The 15610-nt window shown below is 45.4% G+C and carries 14 protein-coding genes, 1 tRNA gene and 1 pseudogene; 5 read left to right on the top strand and 11 right to left on the bottom strand.

Going from position 1 to position 15610, the window contains the following annotated elements; all coding sequences use genetic code 11:
* Window positions 1-75: 75 nt before the first annotated feature.
* Window positions 76-1326, bottom strand: coding sequence for a carboxyl-terminal processing protease CtpA (gene ctpA / locus QUB13_RS15765; protein ID WP_333382308.1), 1251 nt, complete (start codon window positions 1324-1326; stop codon window positions 76-78).
* A 603-nt stretch (window positions 1327-1929) separates the two neighbouring features.
* On the opposite strand from ctpA, the gene petB reads away from it, so the two are divergent.
* Both petB and petD read left to right on the top strand, forming a co-directional pair.
* On the top strand, window positions 1930-2598 hold the full coding sequence (gene petB, locus QUB13_RS15760; protein WP_194013049.1) for a cytochrome b6: 669 nt from the start codon (window positions 1930-1932) through the stop codon (window positions 2596-2598).
* 171 nt (window positions 2599-2769) lie between these two features.
* Window positions 2770-3252, top strand: coding sequence for a cytochrome b6-f complex subunit IV (gene petD, locus QUB13_RS15755; RefSeq protein ID WP_194071084.1), 483 nt, complete (start codon window positions 2770-2772; stop codon window positions 3250-3252).
* Window positions 3253-3965: 713 nt separating this feature from the next.
* On the opposite strand, the gene QUB13_RS15750 is transcribed toward petD, so the two are convergent.
* From QUB13_RS15750 to QUB13_RS15735, 4 genes are all read right to left on the bottom strand, one after another.
* A tRNA-Pro gene (locus QUB13_RS15750) sits at window positions 3966-4039 on the bottom strand.
* Between the two features lie 37 nt (window positions 4040-4076).
* Complete coding sequence (locus QUB13_RS15745) at window positions 4077-4445, bottom strand: DUF1818 family protein (protein WP_333118150.1); 369 nt, start codon at window positions 4443-4445, stop codon at window positions 4077-4079.
* 131 nt (window positions 4446-4576) lie between these two features.
* Complete coding sequence (locus QUB13_RS15740) at window positions 4577-5224, bottom strand: hypothetical protein (protein ID WP_333382306.1); 648 nt, start codon at window positions 5222-5224, stop codon at window positions 4577-4579.
* 293 nt (window positions 5225-5517) lie between these two features.
* Entirely contained in the window at window positions 5518-5748 is a 231-nt protein-coding gene (locus QUB13_RS15735) for a DNA-directed RNA polymerase subunit omega (RefSeq protein WP_333087232.1), read from the bottom strand.
* Between the two features lie 205 nt (window positions 5749-5953).
* Between QUB13_RS15735 and QUB13_RS30470 the strand changes: the two are divergent.
* The 3 genes and pseudogenes from QUB13_RS30470 to QUB13_RS15715 all read left to right on the top strand — a co-directional run bounded on the left by QUB13_RS30470 (window position 5954) and on the right by QUB13_RS15715 (window position 9522).
* Window positions 5954-7083, top strand: a pseudogene (locus QUB13_RS30470) (RNA-guided endonuclease InsQ/TnpB family protein).
* A 76-nt stretch (window positions 7084-7159) separates the two neighbouring features.
* A complete protein-coding gene (locus QUB13_RS15720; protein WP_333382303.1) occupies window positions 7160-7852 on the top strand; it encodes a GDSL-type esterase/lipase family protein in 693 nt (230 codons plus the stop codon).
* A 419-nt stretch (window positions 7853-8271) separates the two neighbouring features.
* Window positions 8272-9522 carry an S-layer homology domain-containing protein gene (locus QUB13_RS15715; RefSeq protein WP_333382301.1) on the top strand — a complete coding sequence of 417 codons (1251 nt, stop codon included), beginning with the start codon at window positions 8272-8274 and terminating at the stop codon, window positions 9520-9522.
* 214 nt (window positions 9523-9736) lie between these two features.
* On the opposite strand, the gene QUB13_RS15710 is transcribed toward QUB13_RS15715, so the two are convergent.
* The 6 genes from QUB13_RS15710 to QUB13_RS15685 all read right to left on the bottom strand — a co-directional run bounded on the left by QUB13_RS15710 (window position 9737) and on the right by QUB13_RS15685 (window position 15507).
* A complete protein-coding gene (locus QUB13_RS15710; protein WP_333382299.1) occupies window positions 9737-10246 on the bottom strand; it encodes a pentapeptide repeat-containing protein in 510 nt (169 codons plus the stop codon).
* Between the two features lie 192 nt (window positions 10247-10438).
* Window positions 10439-11788, bottom strand: coding sequence for an LCP family protein (locus QUB13_RS15705; RefSeq protein ID WP_333382297.1), 1350 nt, complete (start codon window positions 11786-11788; stop codon window positions 10439-10441).
* Between the two features lie 14 nt (window positions 11789-11802).
* Window positions 11803-12150 (bottom strand): DUF6717 family protein, encoded by a 348-nt coding sequence (locus QUB13_RS15700; protein ID WP_333382295.1) that lies wholly within the window; start codon window positions 12148-12150, stop codon window positions 11803-11805.
* Between the two features lie 136 nt (window positions 12151-12286).
* Window positions 12287-13507, bottom strand: coding sequence for an aminotransferase class V-fold PLP-dependent enzyme (locus QUB13_RS15695; protein WP_333382292.1), 1221 nt, complete (start codon window positions 13505-13507; stop codon window positions 12287-12289).
* Window positions 13508-13741: 234 nt separating this feature from the next.
* Window positions 13742-14347 (bottom strand): molybdenum cofactor guanylyltransferase, encoded by a 606-nt coding sequence (locus QUB13_RS15690; RefSeq protein WP_333382290.1) that lies wholly within the window; start codon window positions 14345-14347, stop codon window positions 13742-13744.
* A gap of 95 nt (window positions 14348-14442) precedes the next feature.
* Window positions 14443-15507 carry an anthranilate phosphoribosyltransferase family protein gene (locus tag QUB13_RS15685; RefSeq protein ID WP_333382288.1) on the bottom strand — a complete coding sequence of 355 codons (1065 nt, stop codon included), beginning with the start codon at window positions 15505-15507 and terminating at the stop codon, window positions 14443-14445.
* Window positions 15508-15610 lie beyond the last annotated feature (103 nt).

The following is a 15610-nucleotide window of genomic DNA, read 5'->3' as shown; positions in this document are numbered from 1 at the left end:
ACTGACTACTGACTACTGACTACTGACTACTGACTACCGACTACTGACTACTGACTACCGACTACTGACTAATGACTACTGACTACTGACTAATGACTTGGCAATCACGGTTTTTGCCTTCAATAGTTGCAGTGCAGCTTGATATTGCAAGTCTGCTTCGGTGCCGATTCGATCGCGCGCAATCGGCTGTAGCGGCACTACGCGATCGGGCGAAATCCCCAATTTGTTAATATCCGTGTGGTTCGGCGTCTCGTACCTAGCGACAGTCACCGCCAACCCGGAACCGTCAGACAAATCAAACAAAGACTGAATCAGCCCTTTGCCAAAAGTCTTTTCTCCGACCAATTGAGCTCTGCCGTTATCTTGCAGCGCACCAGCCAAAATTTCGCTAGCGCTGGCCGTTCCTTTGTTGACCAGAACAATTAGCGGATCTGCCGTCAAAGCCCCTCCATAGGCTTCAAAACTGCCGAGAATGCCTTGTCTGTTTACGGTGTAGACGATCGTCCCGGAATCGAGCCACAGACGCGCAATTTCAATTCCTGCTTGCAACAGTCCGCCCGGATTGTTACGCAAATCGAGAATGTAGGCGGCGGCTCCTTGTTTTTCCAAACTGTCGATCGCGCCGGCGACTTCCTCAGTAGCATTAGCGCTGAATTGACTCAAGCGAATGTAGCCCAGCGGTAAATTGTCTGGGCCAGACTGCAATTCGGCGTAAACCGGGTGGAGTTCAATCCGATCGCGCACCAACTCAATATCTTCAGGAACGTCTCTTCCTTCGCGCCCCAAGGTCAAGGTAACGGCAGTACCGGCGCGGCCGCGCATTCGAGTTGCTGCCTCGTCTAGGCTCAATTCTGACGTGGCAGTGCCATCAATTTTCAAGATGCGATCGAGCGGTTGAATGCCGGCTCGATCCGCCGGCGAACCAGCCAAAGGAGCCAGCACTGTCAGGGTATTTGTCTGGGAGTCGATCGCAATTTGCAGCCCCACACCAGTCAATTCTCCCGAAGTGTTGACCTGCAAACTGCGGTACTGTTCGGGTTTCAGCAGTCGAGTAAAAGGATCGTCGAGATTCGCCAGCATCCCTTGAATCGCCGTGTAAGTCTGCTCTCTGTCGTTGAGCGGCTGCTTGACAGCTTGTTGGCGGATCGACCACCAGTTTTTAGAGTTAAAGCTGTCGTCCACGTAAGAGCGGTTGACAATTCGCCAAGCTTCGCTCAAAAGCTGCTGTTCTGAAGTTAGGGCCGCCGCAGGCTGTGTCCACGCGCCCAGAACCAGGGCGACTTGGAAAAAGAGTAAAATTGCAGTCTGAAAAACTCGTCTGTGCATGATTTTTGTGTAAAAGATAGGCAAGTATGGCATCTCTTGCATTTTTAATTTGTAGGCTTTTAACCTTTTGCGCGGTCAACTCTCCCCCAGACATTCAGGACTCGTCAAATCCGCGTCAAATGTACGCTGCGAACAAAAAAGTATTTAAATTTAACATTTAATTGTAAAAATTAGTGAAGTTTTATCAGGAAAATTAAAACTCACGAGCCAGAGAGTCGCTGACCGACCCGGACTGCGGTCTTGGGCCCTGTTATTGGCTATCTGCCTAGTAGGGGCGGATGTTGAGCTTGCAGAAAATGCTATTTGAGGCGAAGAAAAAAGCGATCGCTGCGTGAATTCTGCACAGCAATTATGTTACATTTTTTATCATAGTCTGGAATTCGATCGGGCAACGCCAGCGAGCAGGAACAAGCGACCGCTGAATTGCCCAGCGCTCGCGGGCGATCGCACAATGCAGAGTTCCTTTCGCAAGCTCCAAATTTTAAAATAGCCTCAGCCATTTGCTAATAAAAGCAAGCTGCTCGGGGCGGGGCGACAAAAAACATTGTGGCTGCTGCCCGCTTACCTCAACCACAGCAATATTCTTTTAGGAATTCTGGCTCCATGTTTTCTAAACAAATCACCGACTCAAAAACCTACCAGTGGTTTGAGGAACGCCTGGAAATTCAGGCGCTCGCCGACGACATCACCACTAAGTACGTACCCCCCCACGTCAATATCTTCTACTGCTTGGGCGGAATTACCTTAGTTTGCTTTTTGATCCAATTTGCCACCGGCTTCGCCATGACTTTCTATTACCGTCCAACGGTAGCAGAAGCTTTTTCTTCAGTGCAATACCTGATGAATGAGGTCAACTTCGGCTGGCTGATCCGCTCCATCCACCGCTGGTCTGCCAGCATGATGGTACTGATGATGATTCTGCACACTTTCCGGGTTTACCTGACCGGCGGCTTCAAAAAGCCCCGCGAATTAACCTGGGTGACAGGAGTAATCTTGGCAGTCCTCACCGTTTCTTTCGGTGTGACAGGCTACTCGCTGCCTTGGGATCAAGTCGGTTACTGGGCCGTTAAAATCGTTTCCGGTGTCCCCGAAGCCATCCCGGTTGTCGGTTCTTTGCTGGTAGAACTTCTACGCGGCGGTGTCAGCGTCGGTCAAGGCACTTTGACTCGCTACTACAGCTTGCACACTTTCGTGCTGCCTTGGCTGATTGTAGTCTTCATGCTGGCTCACTTCTTGATGATTCGCAAGCAAGGCATTTCGGGCCCGTTGTAAGTTTTGAGTTGTAGGGGCGATATTTTTTTGCCCCCTGCGGAATTTTGGGTTGAAAATTCAGAATTCATCACTCATGATATTTATTGACAGCCCGATCGCGCCGCTGATTCAGACTAACGAATACAGCAAGATGCCAAGCCCGGGTAAAAATAAAAGGAGAACACTCTTACTATGTCTATTCTCAAAAAACCAGATTTGAGCGATCCGGCGCTACGCGCTAAGCTCGCTAAGGGCATGGGTCACAACTATTACGGCGAACCAGCTTGGCCCAATGACTTGCTCTACGTTTTCCCTATAGTCATCATGGGAACAATTTCCCTATGCGTAGGTTTGGCCGTACTAGACCCGGCTATGATTGGCGAACCGGCCAATCCTTTTGCTACTCCGCTAGAAATTCTACCGGAATGGTATTTGTGGCCGGTGTTCCAACTTTTGCGCGTTTTGCCTAACAAATTGTTGGGTATTGCTTGCATGGCCGCTGTTCCCCTCGGCTTGATTTTGATTCCGTTCATCGAAAGCGTTAACAAATTCCAAAATCCGTTCCGCCGCCCTGTGGCTACTGCAGTCTTCCTGTTTGGAACTGCGGTAACTCTGTGGTTGGGTATTGGTGCTATTTTCCCGATCGACCAATCTTTCACCTTGGGTCTGTTCTAAGATTCACGGTTGCTTAAATTTGACGCCCGTGGGTTTCCTGTAAAGTGCTTTTGTACTGTTAGGAAAATTTAGCGGGCGTCATTTTATTTTCGATTTTCGATTTTAGATGGGGGCTTTTTAGCTCTAAAATTTAATAATTCTCAGTAATTAATTCTCTAATTTTATTCAACCGCATCAGTATACAGAATCATCAAATATACAGCGTATTCTTGGTTTATGAAGTACACACTCCTAACCGGGTTTCTTTACAGTTCTCGCATCATTACTGATTCTGTTCTGTGAAACCCGGTTTCTCGCTCTCTACATCTACATGGAATATGCTGTATCTAATACCAAATCCGGGTAACAAAGAATTTCAAAGGTGGTAAGCTGTTGTGCATCCCAATTGTGTATGGTAATTGAGGGGGAGAGGGGGAGAGGGGGACAAGATTTTTGATGGAGCGTCGAAATATACAATTTAAATGCACAACAGCTTACAAGCCCCCGGATCGATCCGTGGAATGAATCCTTGCATCTAAAATCTAAAATCTAAAATCTAAAATCTAAAATCTAAAATCTAAAATCTAAAATCTAAAATCTAAAATCTAAAATCTAAAATCGAATGACCCGCCGGATCGATCGCCACACCAACCTGAATAGAGGTATCGCGCGTGGGATTCCGTCTGTTTAGCTAAAAACAACAAAACCTCCTCAAAGAGAAGGTTTCATTACAATCGGAGCGGCGGGATTTGAACCCACGACCCCTACTACCCCAAAGTAGTGCGCTACCAAGCTGCGCTACGCCCCGACAGCTTTAACACCATAGCATGAAATCTCAGAAAAAGTCAAAAAACTTTTAAAACTTTTGCAGCCTGCACCAAACCCGGCACCGCAGCCGCCAGCCAAAAACCCTCGCACCTGCGGCCAGCATTCAAAATCAACTGCACGCTGTAAGCTTCGGGATAGCCTTCTACCTCCAGCCACAACAAATCTGTTTCGGCTTCTATGGCGATTTTTTCCTCATCCATTAACTCAGAGGCCATTTGACTCATGGTGTCGGCTAACTGTCCCAACAATCGGCAAAAATCGTTTAACTCAGCCTCCGTGAGTTCGATCGCCCAACCCTCCCCAGCCACCAAACCCTGAAACTCCTCCGCCTCGGGGTTCCATCCCAAACGCCAGCCGCTACCAGTCTTAATTACACGTTCCACCATTGAAGGATTTTAGATTTTGGATTTTAGACATTGTTCGGCGGTTGAAACCGCTACTAGACAAACTTGCATCCGCCTCCGCAGACTAAGAAATAAAAGCGATGTTTAAGCTAGATTCGATCGGCAATAAAATACTAAGGTGTAAGCAATTTCGCATCTCCCGGCTGCGGCTGCGTGATTTCCGGCGAAGTCGATCGCCTTTGTGGTGTTTCGCGCGCCGCCGGTGTCCGCGATCCTGAACTCTGCGTAAAAACATCAACCAAAGCTTGAACCAAAGCATCCCGCTGAGTTCGATTTAAACTTTGAATAGCAGCGCGATCGCCTTCCATCGGATTTTTTCGCAAAACATCCTTTCCCGGATACACGTCTTCCACCAAATAATCGGGAGTCGCCCCCAGATAGTCAGCTAAACTCAACTTCCAATCTAAGCGGTAATTCGGCGGTCTTCCTTTAACAAAGACGTGATATCGAATCAAGCGGCCGACTAAAGTATTGTTTGGATCTACTTTTCCAGTTTCCTGAGAAATGTAGTTATTCTCGATCGGCAAATCTGGCAATTTTTCATACACAAACTTCCACGCATCTTGCGCCCTCACCTGCAGCGGCCCCGATTGTTGAGCAACCCGCACCGCCGGCGCAGACTCAGAACTCTGCCGCAGCATAGGTTCCAAAGCAGACATACTCAGTTCGCCCGATTCCAATACCCAACTCAAAAGCGTGAAAATCGCCACAATCAAAGTAACAAACAGAAAACTCAAGCCCAGCTTTAATTTCTTCTTCACGGTTTTGACAATTTCAAAAATAGAATAATTTCCTCAACTTACCTGCCAACATATCTCCTAGTTTCTAATTTTATGATTTCCGAAAATCAACCCCGTTGGGAGAATCCCGATTTGAAAAAAATAGTTTCTTCGGAGTGCGATCGTCCCCCTCGCTCGTGTATATATTTCTAGAACCCTTGCGTACCTAAAATAAACGGATTTTTTACCCTAGCGGGCCAATCTAGAAAGTTTTGAGTTTTGAGCGAACAAAAATTGCTGGCAATTCATCACTCAAAACTCAAAACTTGCCAAGTCTAAATATCTCCGATAATTTCCGGCTGAGTCATTTCATCCGACATCTCAAATATCGCCCGCATTACAGGTTTCATCATTTGAGTGTCGTCATTGTCAAAATCTTCATAGCGGCGGCGTTTGGCGCGGTTCGCCACCTGCACCGTAATCCGATAGCGGTTGGATGCAGCACCGATCAACTCTTCTGCCCGACGGGTTAGCTGAGTTGAATCGAAGGTTGGACGCTTACTCATCGAAATTACCTAGTTTATCTAATGTTACATTCTAGTTTAGCAAAAAATTGGGTTTAAAGCCCTGTCCTTGTAAGACGGATTTTATTCCGTGTAAAGATCTGCGAAGTATCGACAAAATACAAATATGAGGTGATATCATCATTTTATGATTGTACTAGAGTTTAAGTTAAAAGGCAAAGCGGAGCAATATCGGATCATTGACGACATGATCGGAACAGCTCAATTTGTCCGAAACAAAACTCTTAGATATTGGACAGACAATCAAGGAGTTAAGCTAGTTGACCTATACAAACAATGCGCCATCATAGCGAAAGAGTTTGAATGGGCAGGTCAACTAAACTCAATGGCGCGTCAAGCTTCCGCTGAACGCGCCATTTTTGCTATTCAACGTTTTTTTGCTAATTGCAAAGCCAAGAAACCAGGAAAAAAGGGCTACCCGCAGTTCAAGAAGCATACTCGGTCGGTAGAATACAAGACATCAGGATGGCTACTTTCTGCCGACAAAAGATGGCTAACATTTAAAGACGGTTTTGCAGCGGGAAAATTCAAGTTAATCGGCAATCGGGATTTGCATTTCTCGGTGCCCGACGAGATTAAGCGAATCAGAGTTGTACGTCGTGCTGACGGCTACTACGCGCAATTTTGTGTCAATGTGGAGCGAAAAGAGACAACTGTCCCAACAGGTAAAGTTATTGGAATAGATGTGGGATTGAACCACTTTTATACTGATAGTGACGGGGAGACAGTCGCCAATCCTCGATATTTTCGCCAAAGTGAAAAAGCTTTAAAAAGATTACAGAAGCAAATTTCTATAAAAAAGAAAGGTTCTAAAAATCGCAAGAAAGCGATTAACAAGTTAGGAAGAAAGCACCTGAAAGTCACTAGCGTAAAGACTTCACCATTAAGACGGCGTTGTACGCGGTAAAATCTAGTGATTTTGTGGTCTATGAAGACCTTCAGGTTAAGAACATGGTAAAAAAGTATAAGCTTGCTAAATCAATTAGTGATGCAGCATGGTCACAGTTTGCTCAATGGTTAGAATATTTTGGTAAAGTGTATGGCAAGACAGTAACTGCTGTTGCTCCTCAGTACACTTCTCCAATGTGTTCAAATTGTGGCAATCTCGTTAAGAAAGCGCTGTCAACTCGCACCCATATTTGTGGTTGCGGTACGGTTTTAGATCGCGATCATAATGCTGCAAGAAACATCTTGACCAAAGGATTGAGGTCGGCAGGAATCATTTTAAATACGGCGGGGCACGCCGAAATTAACGCTTGGGGACAGACAGATCTCTACTCGTTGGTGGTAGAATCAACGAGCAAATCGACTGATTGAGCCAAGAATCCTCGCGCCTGACGGCCGAGGAGTGTCAATATGTCAAGATTCATAAATTACTAACTGAGTATCGCTTATGCAGGCAGCAACAGGCTATTCCTTTGGTCACTTGCATCGGGTAAATTCTCGTCCCCTCAAATTGGTTGCTTTCGGCGACAGTTTAATCTACGGTTTTGGCGACGGCGTGGGCGGTGGTTGGGTAGAAAGATTGCGGCGCCAGTGGATGTTACCGGAGAGTGCAGGACACGTTTTATACAATTTGGGGGTTCGGGGCGATCGCACCTATCAAGTCGCCCAGCGGCTCGAAAACGAGTTTCGCCACCGAGGCGAGCTCAGAAACCGCGTGCCCGATGCGATTATTCTTTCCGTAGGCCTCAACGATACGGCGAGAGTGCAGTCGCCTACCGGGCGCAGTTATACGGAATTTGAACATTTTAAAACTGTTTTGGATAATTTGTTAAATTTGTCCCAACAACTTTGTCCGGTGATATTTGTGGGGATGGTGCCGGTGGATGAAAGCAAAATGCCTTTTCAAGATTGTTTGTACTACAATCATTCAGACCAGTATCGCTATAAAGAAGCAACGAAATTAGCTTGTCAGTTGCGGGGAATTCCCTATTTAGATGTTTTTGATAAATGGATCGATCGCGGTAATATTTGGTGGCGTTCTTGTCTGACTGCAGACGGTCTCCATCCCAATGCAGCGGGCTATCAATCTTTATTTGAAGATGTGACAAGTTGGGAACCGCTACTCGCGATCGGTCATTAGTCATTGGTCATTGGTCTAGTCTAGGACGCACTACTAATGCAGAAACCGGGTTTTTGGCTAACTGCTGGCTGCAACGAAGTAGATGCCTGAAAAACCCGGTTTCTTGCCACTGGCTGTTTCTCAGACTAATCTGCCTTTCCTTCAACTCATACCAGATCCGGTCAAATAACCGTTATAAGTTTAAGGTAGATAAGGGAGATAGGGAACATAAGGCTTTTAAGGAGTTTAAGCATTTGAAAATCTACACATCGGCCTCAAAATATTTATTTTAAAAGACCCTATCTTCCCCTCACCACAAATAAAAGCATTCCATAATGATTACATAGCCGAGGAAAAGAGTAAGTTAGGCGAGAATCAATCAGCCTAAAATAAGCTTACTTATCCTTAATAAAAAACTTGTGTAAACTGGAGAATCAAAAATGTCTGTATTTCACCGCATTAAATTCGGCACATCTGTTTTATTAACATTGGGAACCGTTGCTGGAACTGCAGCGCCACTGCTAGCACCCGCGCCTGCTTTTGCTCAGACAGCTTTTTCGGATGTTAGTAATAACTATTGGGCAAAAGACTTTATCCAAGATTTGTCAGAAAGGGGCATTATCAAAGGTTTTCCCGATCGCACTTTCCGCCCGGATGCACCCGTAACGCGGGCTGAATTTGCGGCAATGATCCGTTCTGTCAACAAGGCAAAAACCCGCGCTGCTGTAGGTTTTACCGATGTTCCGTCGAATTTTTGGGCCAAGGGGGCGATCGCCGAAGCATACGAAATGGGATGGATGTCTGGCTATCCCGGTAATGTTTTCAGGCCAATGCAGCAAATTCCTCGCGTGCAAGTTGTAGTCGCTTTAAATAACGGACTTGGCTATGAACCTACTTGCAATTTTCAAGATGTTCTCAGCTATTATAATGATGCGGCTCAGATCCAAAGTTATGCTGTAAAAAGCGTTGCTGCTGCTACTGAAAAAGAGTTGGTTGTCAGCTATCCCAATCCTAAATCTCTCAAGCCAAACCAGTCAGCAACACGGGCTGAAGTAGCTGCTTTTATCTATCAAGCGTTAGTCAGTACCAATCAAGCAAGAGCAATTAATTCTCCTTACATTGCTAAGGCTGATATTGGCCAGAGTGTTGCTGTGAAAATTCCTAGCGGGGTGACTATTCCCATCGAGTATTCCAAAGGCAAGATTTTGCTAGGCCCCAATGACAAGTCTCCGATTACGCTGACTGTGGCTTCGGATATCGCAGGGAATAATGGCAAAGTTTTGATACCCGAAGGGTCTAAAATTAGTGGCGAATTGCGATCGACTACTGCAGGCGTTCAGTTTGTGGCCCAAGAGTTAAGTATCATCAACGGTAACAGAGTACCTTTGAATGCTACTTCGCAAGTGATTACTCGCAAAGAAACTGTGACTAAGGGCGTGAATGTTGGGAATTTGATTAAGAATACGGCGTTGGGTGCAGCAGCAGCGGCGGCGATTGCGGGAGTTACGGGCGATCGGGCGATCGCAACTGAAGAGGTGCTAGGCGGTGCGGGAATCGGGACTTTAATCGGGGTATTTTTGGGTAAAGATAAAGTCGATTTGTATGCTGTTAATCCCGACACTGATTTAGATTTGCTGTTGAATTCAGACTTGGTAGTTACTGCTGCGAATACAGGCATTTGTAGCAATTGATAGAAGCAACAGTTAGCCCCGACGAGGTATTCAGAAACCGGGTTTCTTTGTAGATTTCTCATCACTCAATCAAAAAACTCGTATAAACCCGGTTTCTCGCCCCAACGCGATATTCAGAAACCGGGTTTCTTTCTAGATTTCTCGTCACTCAACCAAAAAACTCGTATAAACCCGGTTTCTCGCCCCAACGCATAATTCCTGCAATCGTAACTTTCTACGGACATCCCAAACTTTCTCGCGTAGAAACTCCTGTCACAGGATTGACACCATCTGCAGTTTCGCACAGGATATTCACTTGATAAGCATCGATAATCGCGTCAGTAAAATCAGCGCCGGAAATTGCAGCATCAAAAAACCGAGTTCGTGTCATAATTGCTTCGGTGAAATTAACATTAGTCAAATTAGCGCCGTCAAATGTAACTCTATCTGCTAAAGAACCGGAGAGATTCGCGCCTGACAAGTTGGCATTTAGTAAAACTCCTTTAGTCAAAATCGCATTGCTTAAATCAGCGCCTTGAAAATTGGTTCTCCGCATTTCAGAAGCGACGAATGTTCCGCCCGCTAAGTCAGAATTGGAAAAATCGCGATCGGACAAATCAATATTTGTGTAATTAATATTAAGTTTCGGCAGCGCCAATGCAGGAGTAGCACTCAGCAGCACCCATCCAAAAGCCAACACTAAACTTAAAATCAGGCTCAGGAAAATTCGGGATACACTTTTCATAATGATTGGAATTGGGAATTTTTGACTGTTAACTGTTGACTGTTAACTGTTAACTGTTGACTGTTGACTGTTAACTGTTGACTGTTGGTTCTAATGACTACTGACTACTGACTAATGACTACTGACTACTGCCAACTGCCAACTAACTACCGCCAACTGCCAACTGCTAACTGCCAACTGACTACTGACTAATTAAAATCGCTTTACCCAATCTTCGCCGACGCGAAGTGTCAAATCAGAATCTATTTCACCAGTAGAAGATGCTTCTATTTTACCGTCGCCTAGCACTTTTTGCAGTTGATTTGCTGCGGCTAAATCTCCTTTCTGGACAATAATTTGACTTTGACGCTGCTTGTCGGGCCAATCTTTGACTACAGATACATTAGAAAAACCATTTTTTCGGAGAAATTCAGCGACGCTTTTGGCGGCTGTCGGTTTGCTAGAAGCGTTTTGGACGGAGATTTTAAGGTTAGTGGGGGAAACTGACTCGCTGGAATTGGGAAATTGCCCTTGGGCAAAATCTGGCACTACTTGCTGGAAATATTGTGTCATAATGCGATCGCGCCCAGCAGCATCTAAAATCCAATAACTCCTCAAATCCCCTTGTTTTGAGCTAGAACGTCCGGGTAACATCACCATCTTAAAATTATCTCGCTCCAATTGCAAACCAAAATTTGTCAGCGTCAAAATTTCCTCAAAATTTAGATTTGTATCCACATATTTTTGCATCAATCGTACAATTTCCGGCAAACGCACCAATACAGAAGGACTTTTGAGGCTGTTGAGAATAGCTTGAATTAAAGATTGTTGTCGCTGAATGCGGCCGATATCTCCTAAACCGTCGTTGCGAAATCGAGCAAATTGTTCTGCTTGTTCTCCGTTGAGAATTTGCCATCCCTGTGCTAAGTTTATTTTTAACTTTTGGGTCGTATCTGTATAGGACATCGCCCGAGGTACAAATACCTCAACTCCTCCTAACAAATCGACTAATTCCCGAAACGCACCGTTGCTGACTCGCACGTATCTTTCTATTGTCACATTGTTCAAGATAGTGCTAACCAATCGCGTCGCCAAAGCCGCTCCTCCTCTAGCATTAGCTTCGTTAATTTTGCTAAAACGAATTCCGGGAATTTGGACTTTAGTATCTCGCGGAACTGAAACCAAACTAATAGATTTATCTCTAGGGTCGAGGTGAAATACGAGTATTGTATCGCTTCGACCTTCAAAAATTTTAGGTGAATTTGCAGCGGTTTCTGGTACACGGTCAATTCCCATAATCAAGATATTAACAGGCCGCGACAGGCGGTATCCAGAAGAGTTGGATGATTTGTAATTAAAGCCCGCAGCATCTAGGACTCTACTAATAAATTGCGGTTCCACGGGGGCGAAAAGGGCGGTCATTGCTCCGATTCCTGCGGAGATGGCTGCCGTGAAAATCAGCAAAAGTGTCCAAAATACATACAGGACTATTTTAGGCTTTTTTCGAGTTTCGCGATCGACTGGTTTAACAAAATTTCGTTTAAATATTGACAAGTTTTTCATTGACTTGCTGTTAATTATTGTAGTTTTTCAGCTTGACAGTAAAGCTTGGGCGGTGCTTCTATAAAGTATTTGAACAAAGCCGGACAAAGCCAGCCTTCAAGATTTTTTGCTTCCCAGCAATACCAGTTACCGCCGTATTCTGTTTTAAACCACACCATTTCTGCTTGATATCCGGGAAATGGATTAGCAGAGAATAAAAGTCGGAAACCTCCATCGGCATTGGGAATCTCTGCGACGAGTGCTTCAATCATCTGGGGTACGCCCTGAACAAACGGTTCTCGAACAAGTCCGACTCGCTCGTCGTCAAAAACCCAGGTGTACTGTTCGCGATAGGGGTAAATTACCATCATCGCATTTGACATTGAATTCTCCTTTTTTCATTTCGTTTGTTTGGGCTGGGGAAATGCAAGTTTTACTATATTATATTCCAATACGCTTGGCTTAACAGTTTGTATCGCCAGGATATCCCATTCTCATCCCTTTTAAAAAGCGATTAAATTATCTGGTTTCATCAGTGTCTGTACGCTTGAAATCTGCGGTTAACCCATCACTTGTCAACTCAACCAGCGCCTTAGCCAAATACTCATACTGCGCCAAAGTATTGTAAAACTGAGCAGAAATCCTTACCAACCGCTTGCTAGAATCGGGCCAAGGAATCACGGGAACTTCAATTTTAAAAATCTGCCACAGCGCCTCTTGCAAAGGTGGAATTCCTCCTTTTGCAACCGCATCAGATTTTTCATCAGCCAGCGGTACAACTGCCATTGAACCTACCATTTCATCGGGACAAGGTAGTTGCAAATCTAATTTATCTGCCAATATTTTTCTTCCGCCTAACGCTAAAGTATGATTTTTTGCCATCAATTCTGGCCAGCCACCCTTCAACAAAGAACCCATAAAATCAATAGCTACGGGTACGCACAAATAGGGACTCGGATCGACTGTTCCCATCCAGTCAAATTCTAATTGAAAGCGCGATTTGTCAGTGCGCGGCGAGTTAGCGCCGTGACTGATAGTAGTTGGTCGAATGGTATTTTGCTTGTCGCGCCGCACGTACAAAAAGGCAGCACCTTTCGGCGCGCACAGCCATTTGTGGCAATTTCCCGTGTAGTAAGTTGCGCCAATTTCTGCTAAATTGAGTGCTACCATTCCCGGCGCGTGTGCTCCGTCTACCAATACATCTACGCCGCGATTTTCTAACTCGCCGACTAACTGTTTGATGGGAAATATTAAGCCAGTTTGGCTGACTATGTGGTCTAATAAGGCAATTTTTGTTTTAGCAGAAATGCACTTAATTATTGCTTCAATAATTTGTTGGGGCGATTCAATGGGAAATGGAATTTCTGCTACTATTACTTTAGCACCTGTGCGCTCTGCTATAAAATCAAGTGTGTTGCGGCAGGCGTTGTATTCCTGATTTGTGGTTAGCAATTCGTCGCCCGGAGCAAAAGTGAGCGATCGCAAAACTGCATTTATTCCCGTTGTAGCATTCGGCACAAAGGCTAAATCTTCTTCACCCGCGCCGATAAATGCGGCTAACTGATTTCTGGCATTATCTAACAGCGGTTCAAATTCTCGCATTAAAAAGCGCAAAGGTTCTCTTTCGAGTTGTTCTCTGAAACTAATTTGCGCTTCGAGTACGGGAATCGGACAAGCCCCAAAGGAGCCGTGATTGAGAAATGTTATATTGCGATCGAGTAACCAATATTCGTTAATCATTTAATTAGTCAATAGTCAGTTGGCAGTTGGCAGTTGGTAGTTGGCAGTTGGCAGTTGGCAGTAGTTAGTTGGCAGTTGGTAGTTGGCAGTTGGCAGTAGTCAGTTGGTAGTTGGCAGTAGTTAGTTGGCAGTAGTTAGTTGGCAGTAGTCAGTAGTCATTAGTCAGTAGTCAGTAGTCATTAGAACCAACAGTCAACAGTCAACAGCCAACAGCCAACAGCTAACAGCCAACAGTCAACCGTTACCTATTTTATCTTTTAATTGCTCAAACTCTTCTAATGTGTTGCAATTCGATAACATTATTGCTTCTCGTTCCCCTACAGGTAGAGGGATTGCTTGGATTTGATTTAACCATTTTTGAAAGGAACGTCCCCCTTTTTCAATAAAACTTTGCAAACTGGCGAGAGATTGTTGGCGGTAGAATCCGCACAAAGGTTCCCAGCGCGACTTTTGATAAGGGACAATTGCTAGGGTTGATTGGGGAATAGCTGTTAGCTGACTCGCCCAATTTTGAATAATTTGGGGTTCTAATAAGGGCAAATCGCAAGCTAATAGTAAAATCCAGTCGGCGGGAATTTCTGTCAATCCCTGAGTCAATGCAACTAAGGGCCCGGAGCCCGGATTGTACTCTAGCAGAAATTGGGATTGTTCGGTTAAGGTCGATCGATAGCGATCGGGCCAAGCAGTCAAAACATACACTTGTGGCGTTACGGATGCTGCCACCTCCAGCGCCCGCTGCAACAGGCTTTTACCCTCAATTTCCAGCAAAGCTTTATCCGTCCCCATCCGCGAACTTTGACCGCCTGCGAGTACAATTACAGCAATTTGATGGTTAGTCATTAGTCATTAGTCAGTAGTCAGTAGTCAGTAGTCAACCGTTAACTGTCAACCGTTAACTGTCAACAGTCATTAGCACAAAACCTCATGATTCATTCTCAAATTAAAGCACAAATTGCTTTGCTCACTTCCTCAAGTTTTTGCACTACTTGACCGCTACTTAATAAAGTTTCTGCCTCAATCAAACCCGAGTTCATATCCAAACAAACCCCGCTGCGCCACAGATAAAAGCCGCCATTCCAGATAGCTGACTGCATCAATTCTGAGGGTTTGCCTAGCAACACTTCCTGGATTTGTTTGAGTAAGTCTTCCTCTGATTCAAAGGCGGGATTTGTGTTGCTGAAACCGTAATCTCCGTGGGCCAAAAGCACTCGCTCAAACTCAGTATCCGGCCTAGCAATGCCGATAATTGCAGTACGATCGCGCGGCAAGTCGCAGCTTCCCTCCAATCCTTTGACTGTGGTATAATTTTTGACTCCCCGCAATTCAAAGGCTTTTTGAAACATACCTTCTGTCGGCGGGTGCACGTAGCCAGAGATGACGTTAACGTCGCCGGCGCAGGGACACCACATCAACTCCATTGTCGAAAAAGGCGGCCTTTTGCCGATTTCGCGGCGGTAGGGCACTAAAGCGGTGGCTTGAGGAAAATGCTTGGGAAGGTAGACAAAACCTAAACCGGTACTGTCAAAAACTTGCTGGACTTTTTCTAAACTAAGTTTTGTCCAGTCTACTCCCAAACCGCGCCAAATTTCAATCAGGGGAATGCCTTCTTTGGTTGGCATGACATCGCCCCCGTGCATGACGCTTGGCACGCCAGAGGCGGCTAAAATTAGGGCGGTTATGGGGCTAATTGGAGCGGTGCGCGATCGCCCGTCGTAAGCTACACCAAACACGGCGACGCTAGAAACTGTAAACCCTTTTTCTCGGTTTGGGGGGGCAAGCATGGGCCCCAATTCTTCATAGGCATCTAGCATTCCGGCTAATTCTTCGCCGGTGGGCCGTTTGATGCGGTGGGAAATCATAAAAGCTCCGATTTGAGCTGGTGTTGCTTCTTGCAGCAGCATCATCCGCGTGGCTGCTGCTGCTTCCTGGCGAGTTAAGTTTTCTCCTGTGTGTATTCCGCTGCCAATTTTTCGCAGCAATTCTCTAAATTGGTCACTCATAATTATTGGTTATTGGTTATTGGTTGTTGGTTATTGGTTATTGGTTATTGGTTATTGGTTATTGGTTATTGGTTATTGGTTATTGGTTATTGGTTATTGGTTA

This window comes from Microcoleus sp. B4-D4, assembly GCF_036705185.1.
Taxonomy (GTDB): Bacteria; Cyanobacteriota; Cyanobacteriia; order Cyanobacteriales; family Microcoleaceae; genus Microcoleus.
The sequence above is the reverse complement of the archived record's forward strand: the minus strand, read 5'-3'. Positions and strand labels throughout refer to the sequence as shown.

What these genes read in the sequence shown, in the direction of transcription:
- ctpA (WP_333382308.1), bottom strand. Translation starts at nt 1,326, where the DNA reads ATGCACAGACGAGTTTTTCAGACTGCAATTTTACTCTTTTTCCAAGTC.
- petB (WP_194013049.1), top strand. Translation starts at nt 1,930, where the DNA reads ATGTTTTCTAAACAAATCACCGACTCAAAAACCTACCAGTGGTTTGAG.
- petD (WP_194071084.1), top strand. Translation starts at nt 2,770, where the DNA reads ATGTCTATTCTCAAAAAACCAGATTTGAGCGATCCGGCGCTACGCGCT.
- QUB13_RS15745 (WP_333118150.1), bottom strand. Translation starts at nt 4,445, where the DNA reads ATGGTGGAACGTGTAATTAAGACTGGTAGCGGCTGGCGTTTGGGATGG.
- QUB13_RS15735 (WP_333087232.1), bottom strand. Translation starts at nt 5,748, where the DNA reads ATGAGTAAGCGTCCAACCTTCGATTCAACTCAGCTAACCCGTCGGGCA.
- QUB13_RS15720 (WP_333382303.1), top strand. Translation starts at nt 7,160, where the DNA reads ATGCAGGCAGCAACAGGCTATTCCTTTGGTCACTTGCATCGGGTAAAT.
- QUB13_RS15715 (WP_333382301.1), top strand. Translation starts at nt 8,272, where the DNA reads ATGTCTGTATTTCACCGCATTAAATTCGGCACATCTGTTTTATTAACA.
- QUB13_RS15710 (WP_333382299.1), bottom strand. Translation starts at nt 10,246, where the DNA reads ATGAAAAGTGTATCCCGAATTTTCCTGAGCCTGATTTTAAGTTTAGTG.
- QUB13_RS15705 (WP_333382297.1), bottom strand. Translation starts at nt 11,788, where the DNA reads ATGAAAAACTTGTCAATATTTAAACGAAATTTTGTTAAACCAGTCGAT.
- QUB13_RS15700 (WP_333382295.1), bottom strand. Translation starts at nt 12,150, where the DNA reads ATGTCAAATGCGATGATGGTAATTTACCCCTATCGCGAACAGTACACC.
- QUB13_RS15695 (WP_333382292.1), bottom strand. Translation starts at nt 13,507, where the DNA reads ATGATTAACGAATATTGGTTACTCGATCGCAATATAACATTTCTCAAT.
- QUB13_RS15690 (WP_333382290.1), bottom strand. Translation starts at nt 14,347, where the DNA reads ATGACTAACCATCAAATTGCTGTAATTGTACTCGCAGGCGGTCAAAGT.
- QUB13_RS15685 (WP_333382288.1), bottom strand. Translation starts at nt 15,507, where the DNA reads ATGAGTGACCAATTTAGAGAATTGCTGCGAAAAATTGGCAGCGGAATA.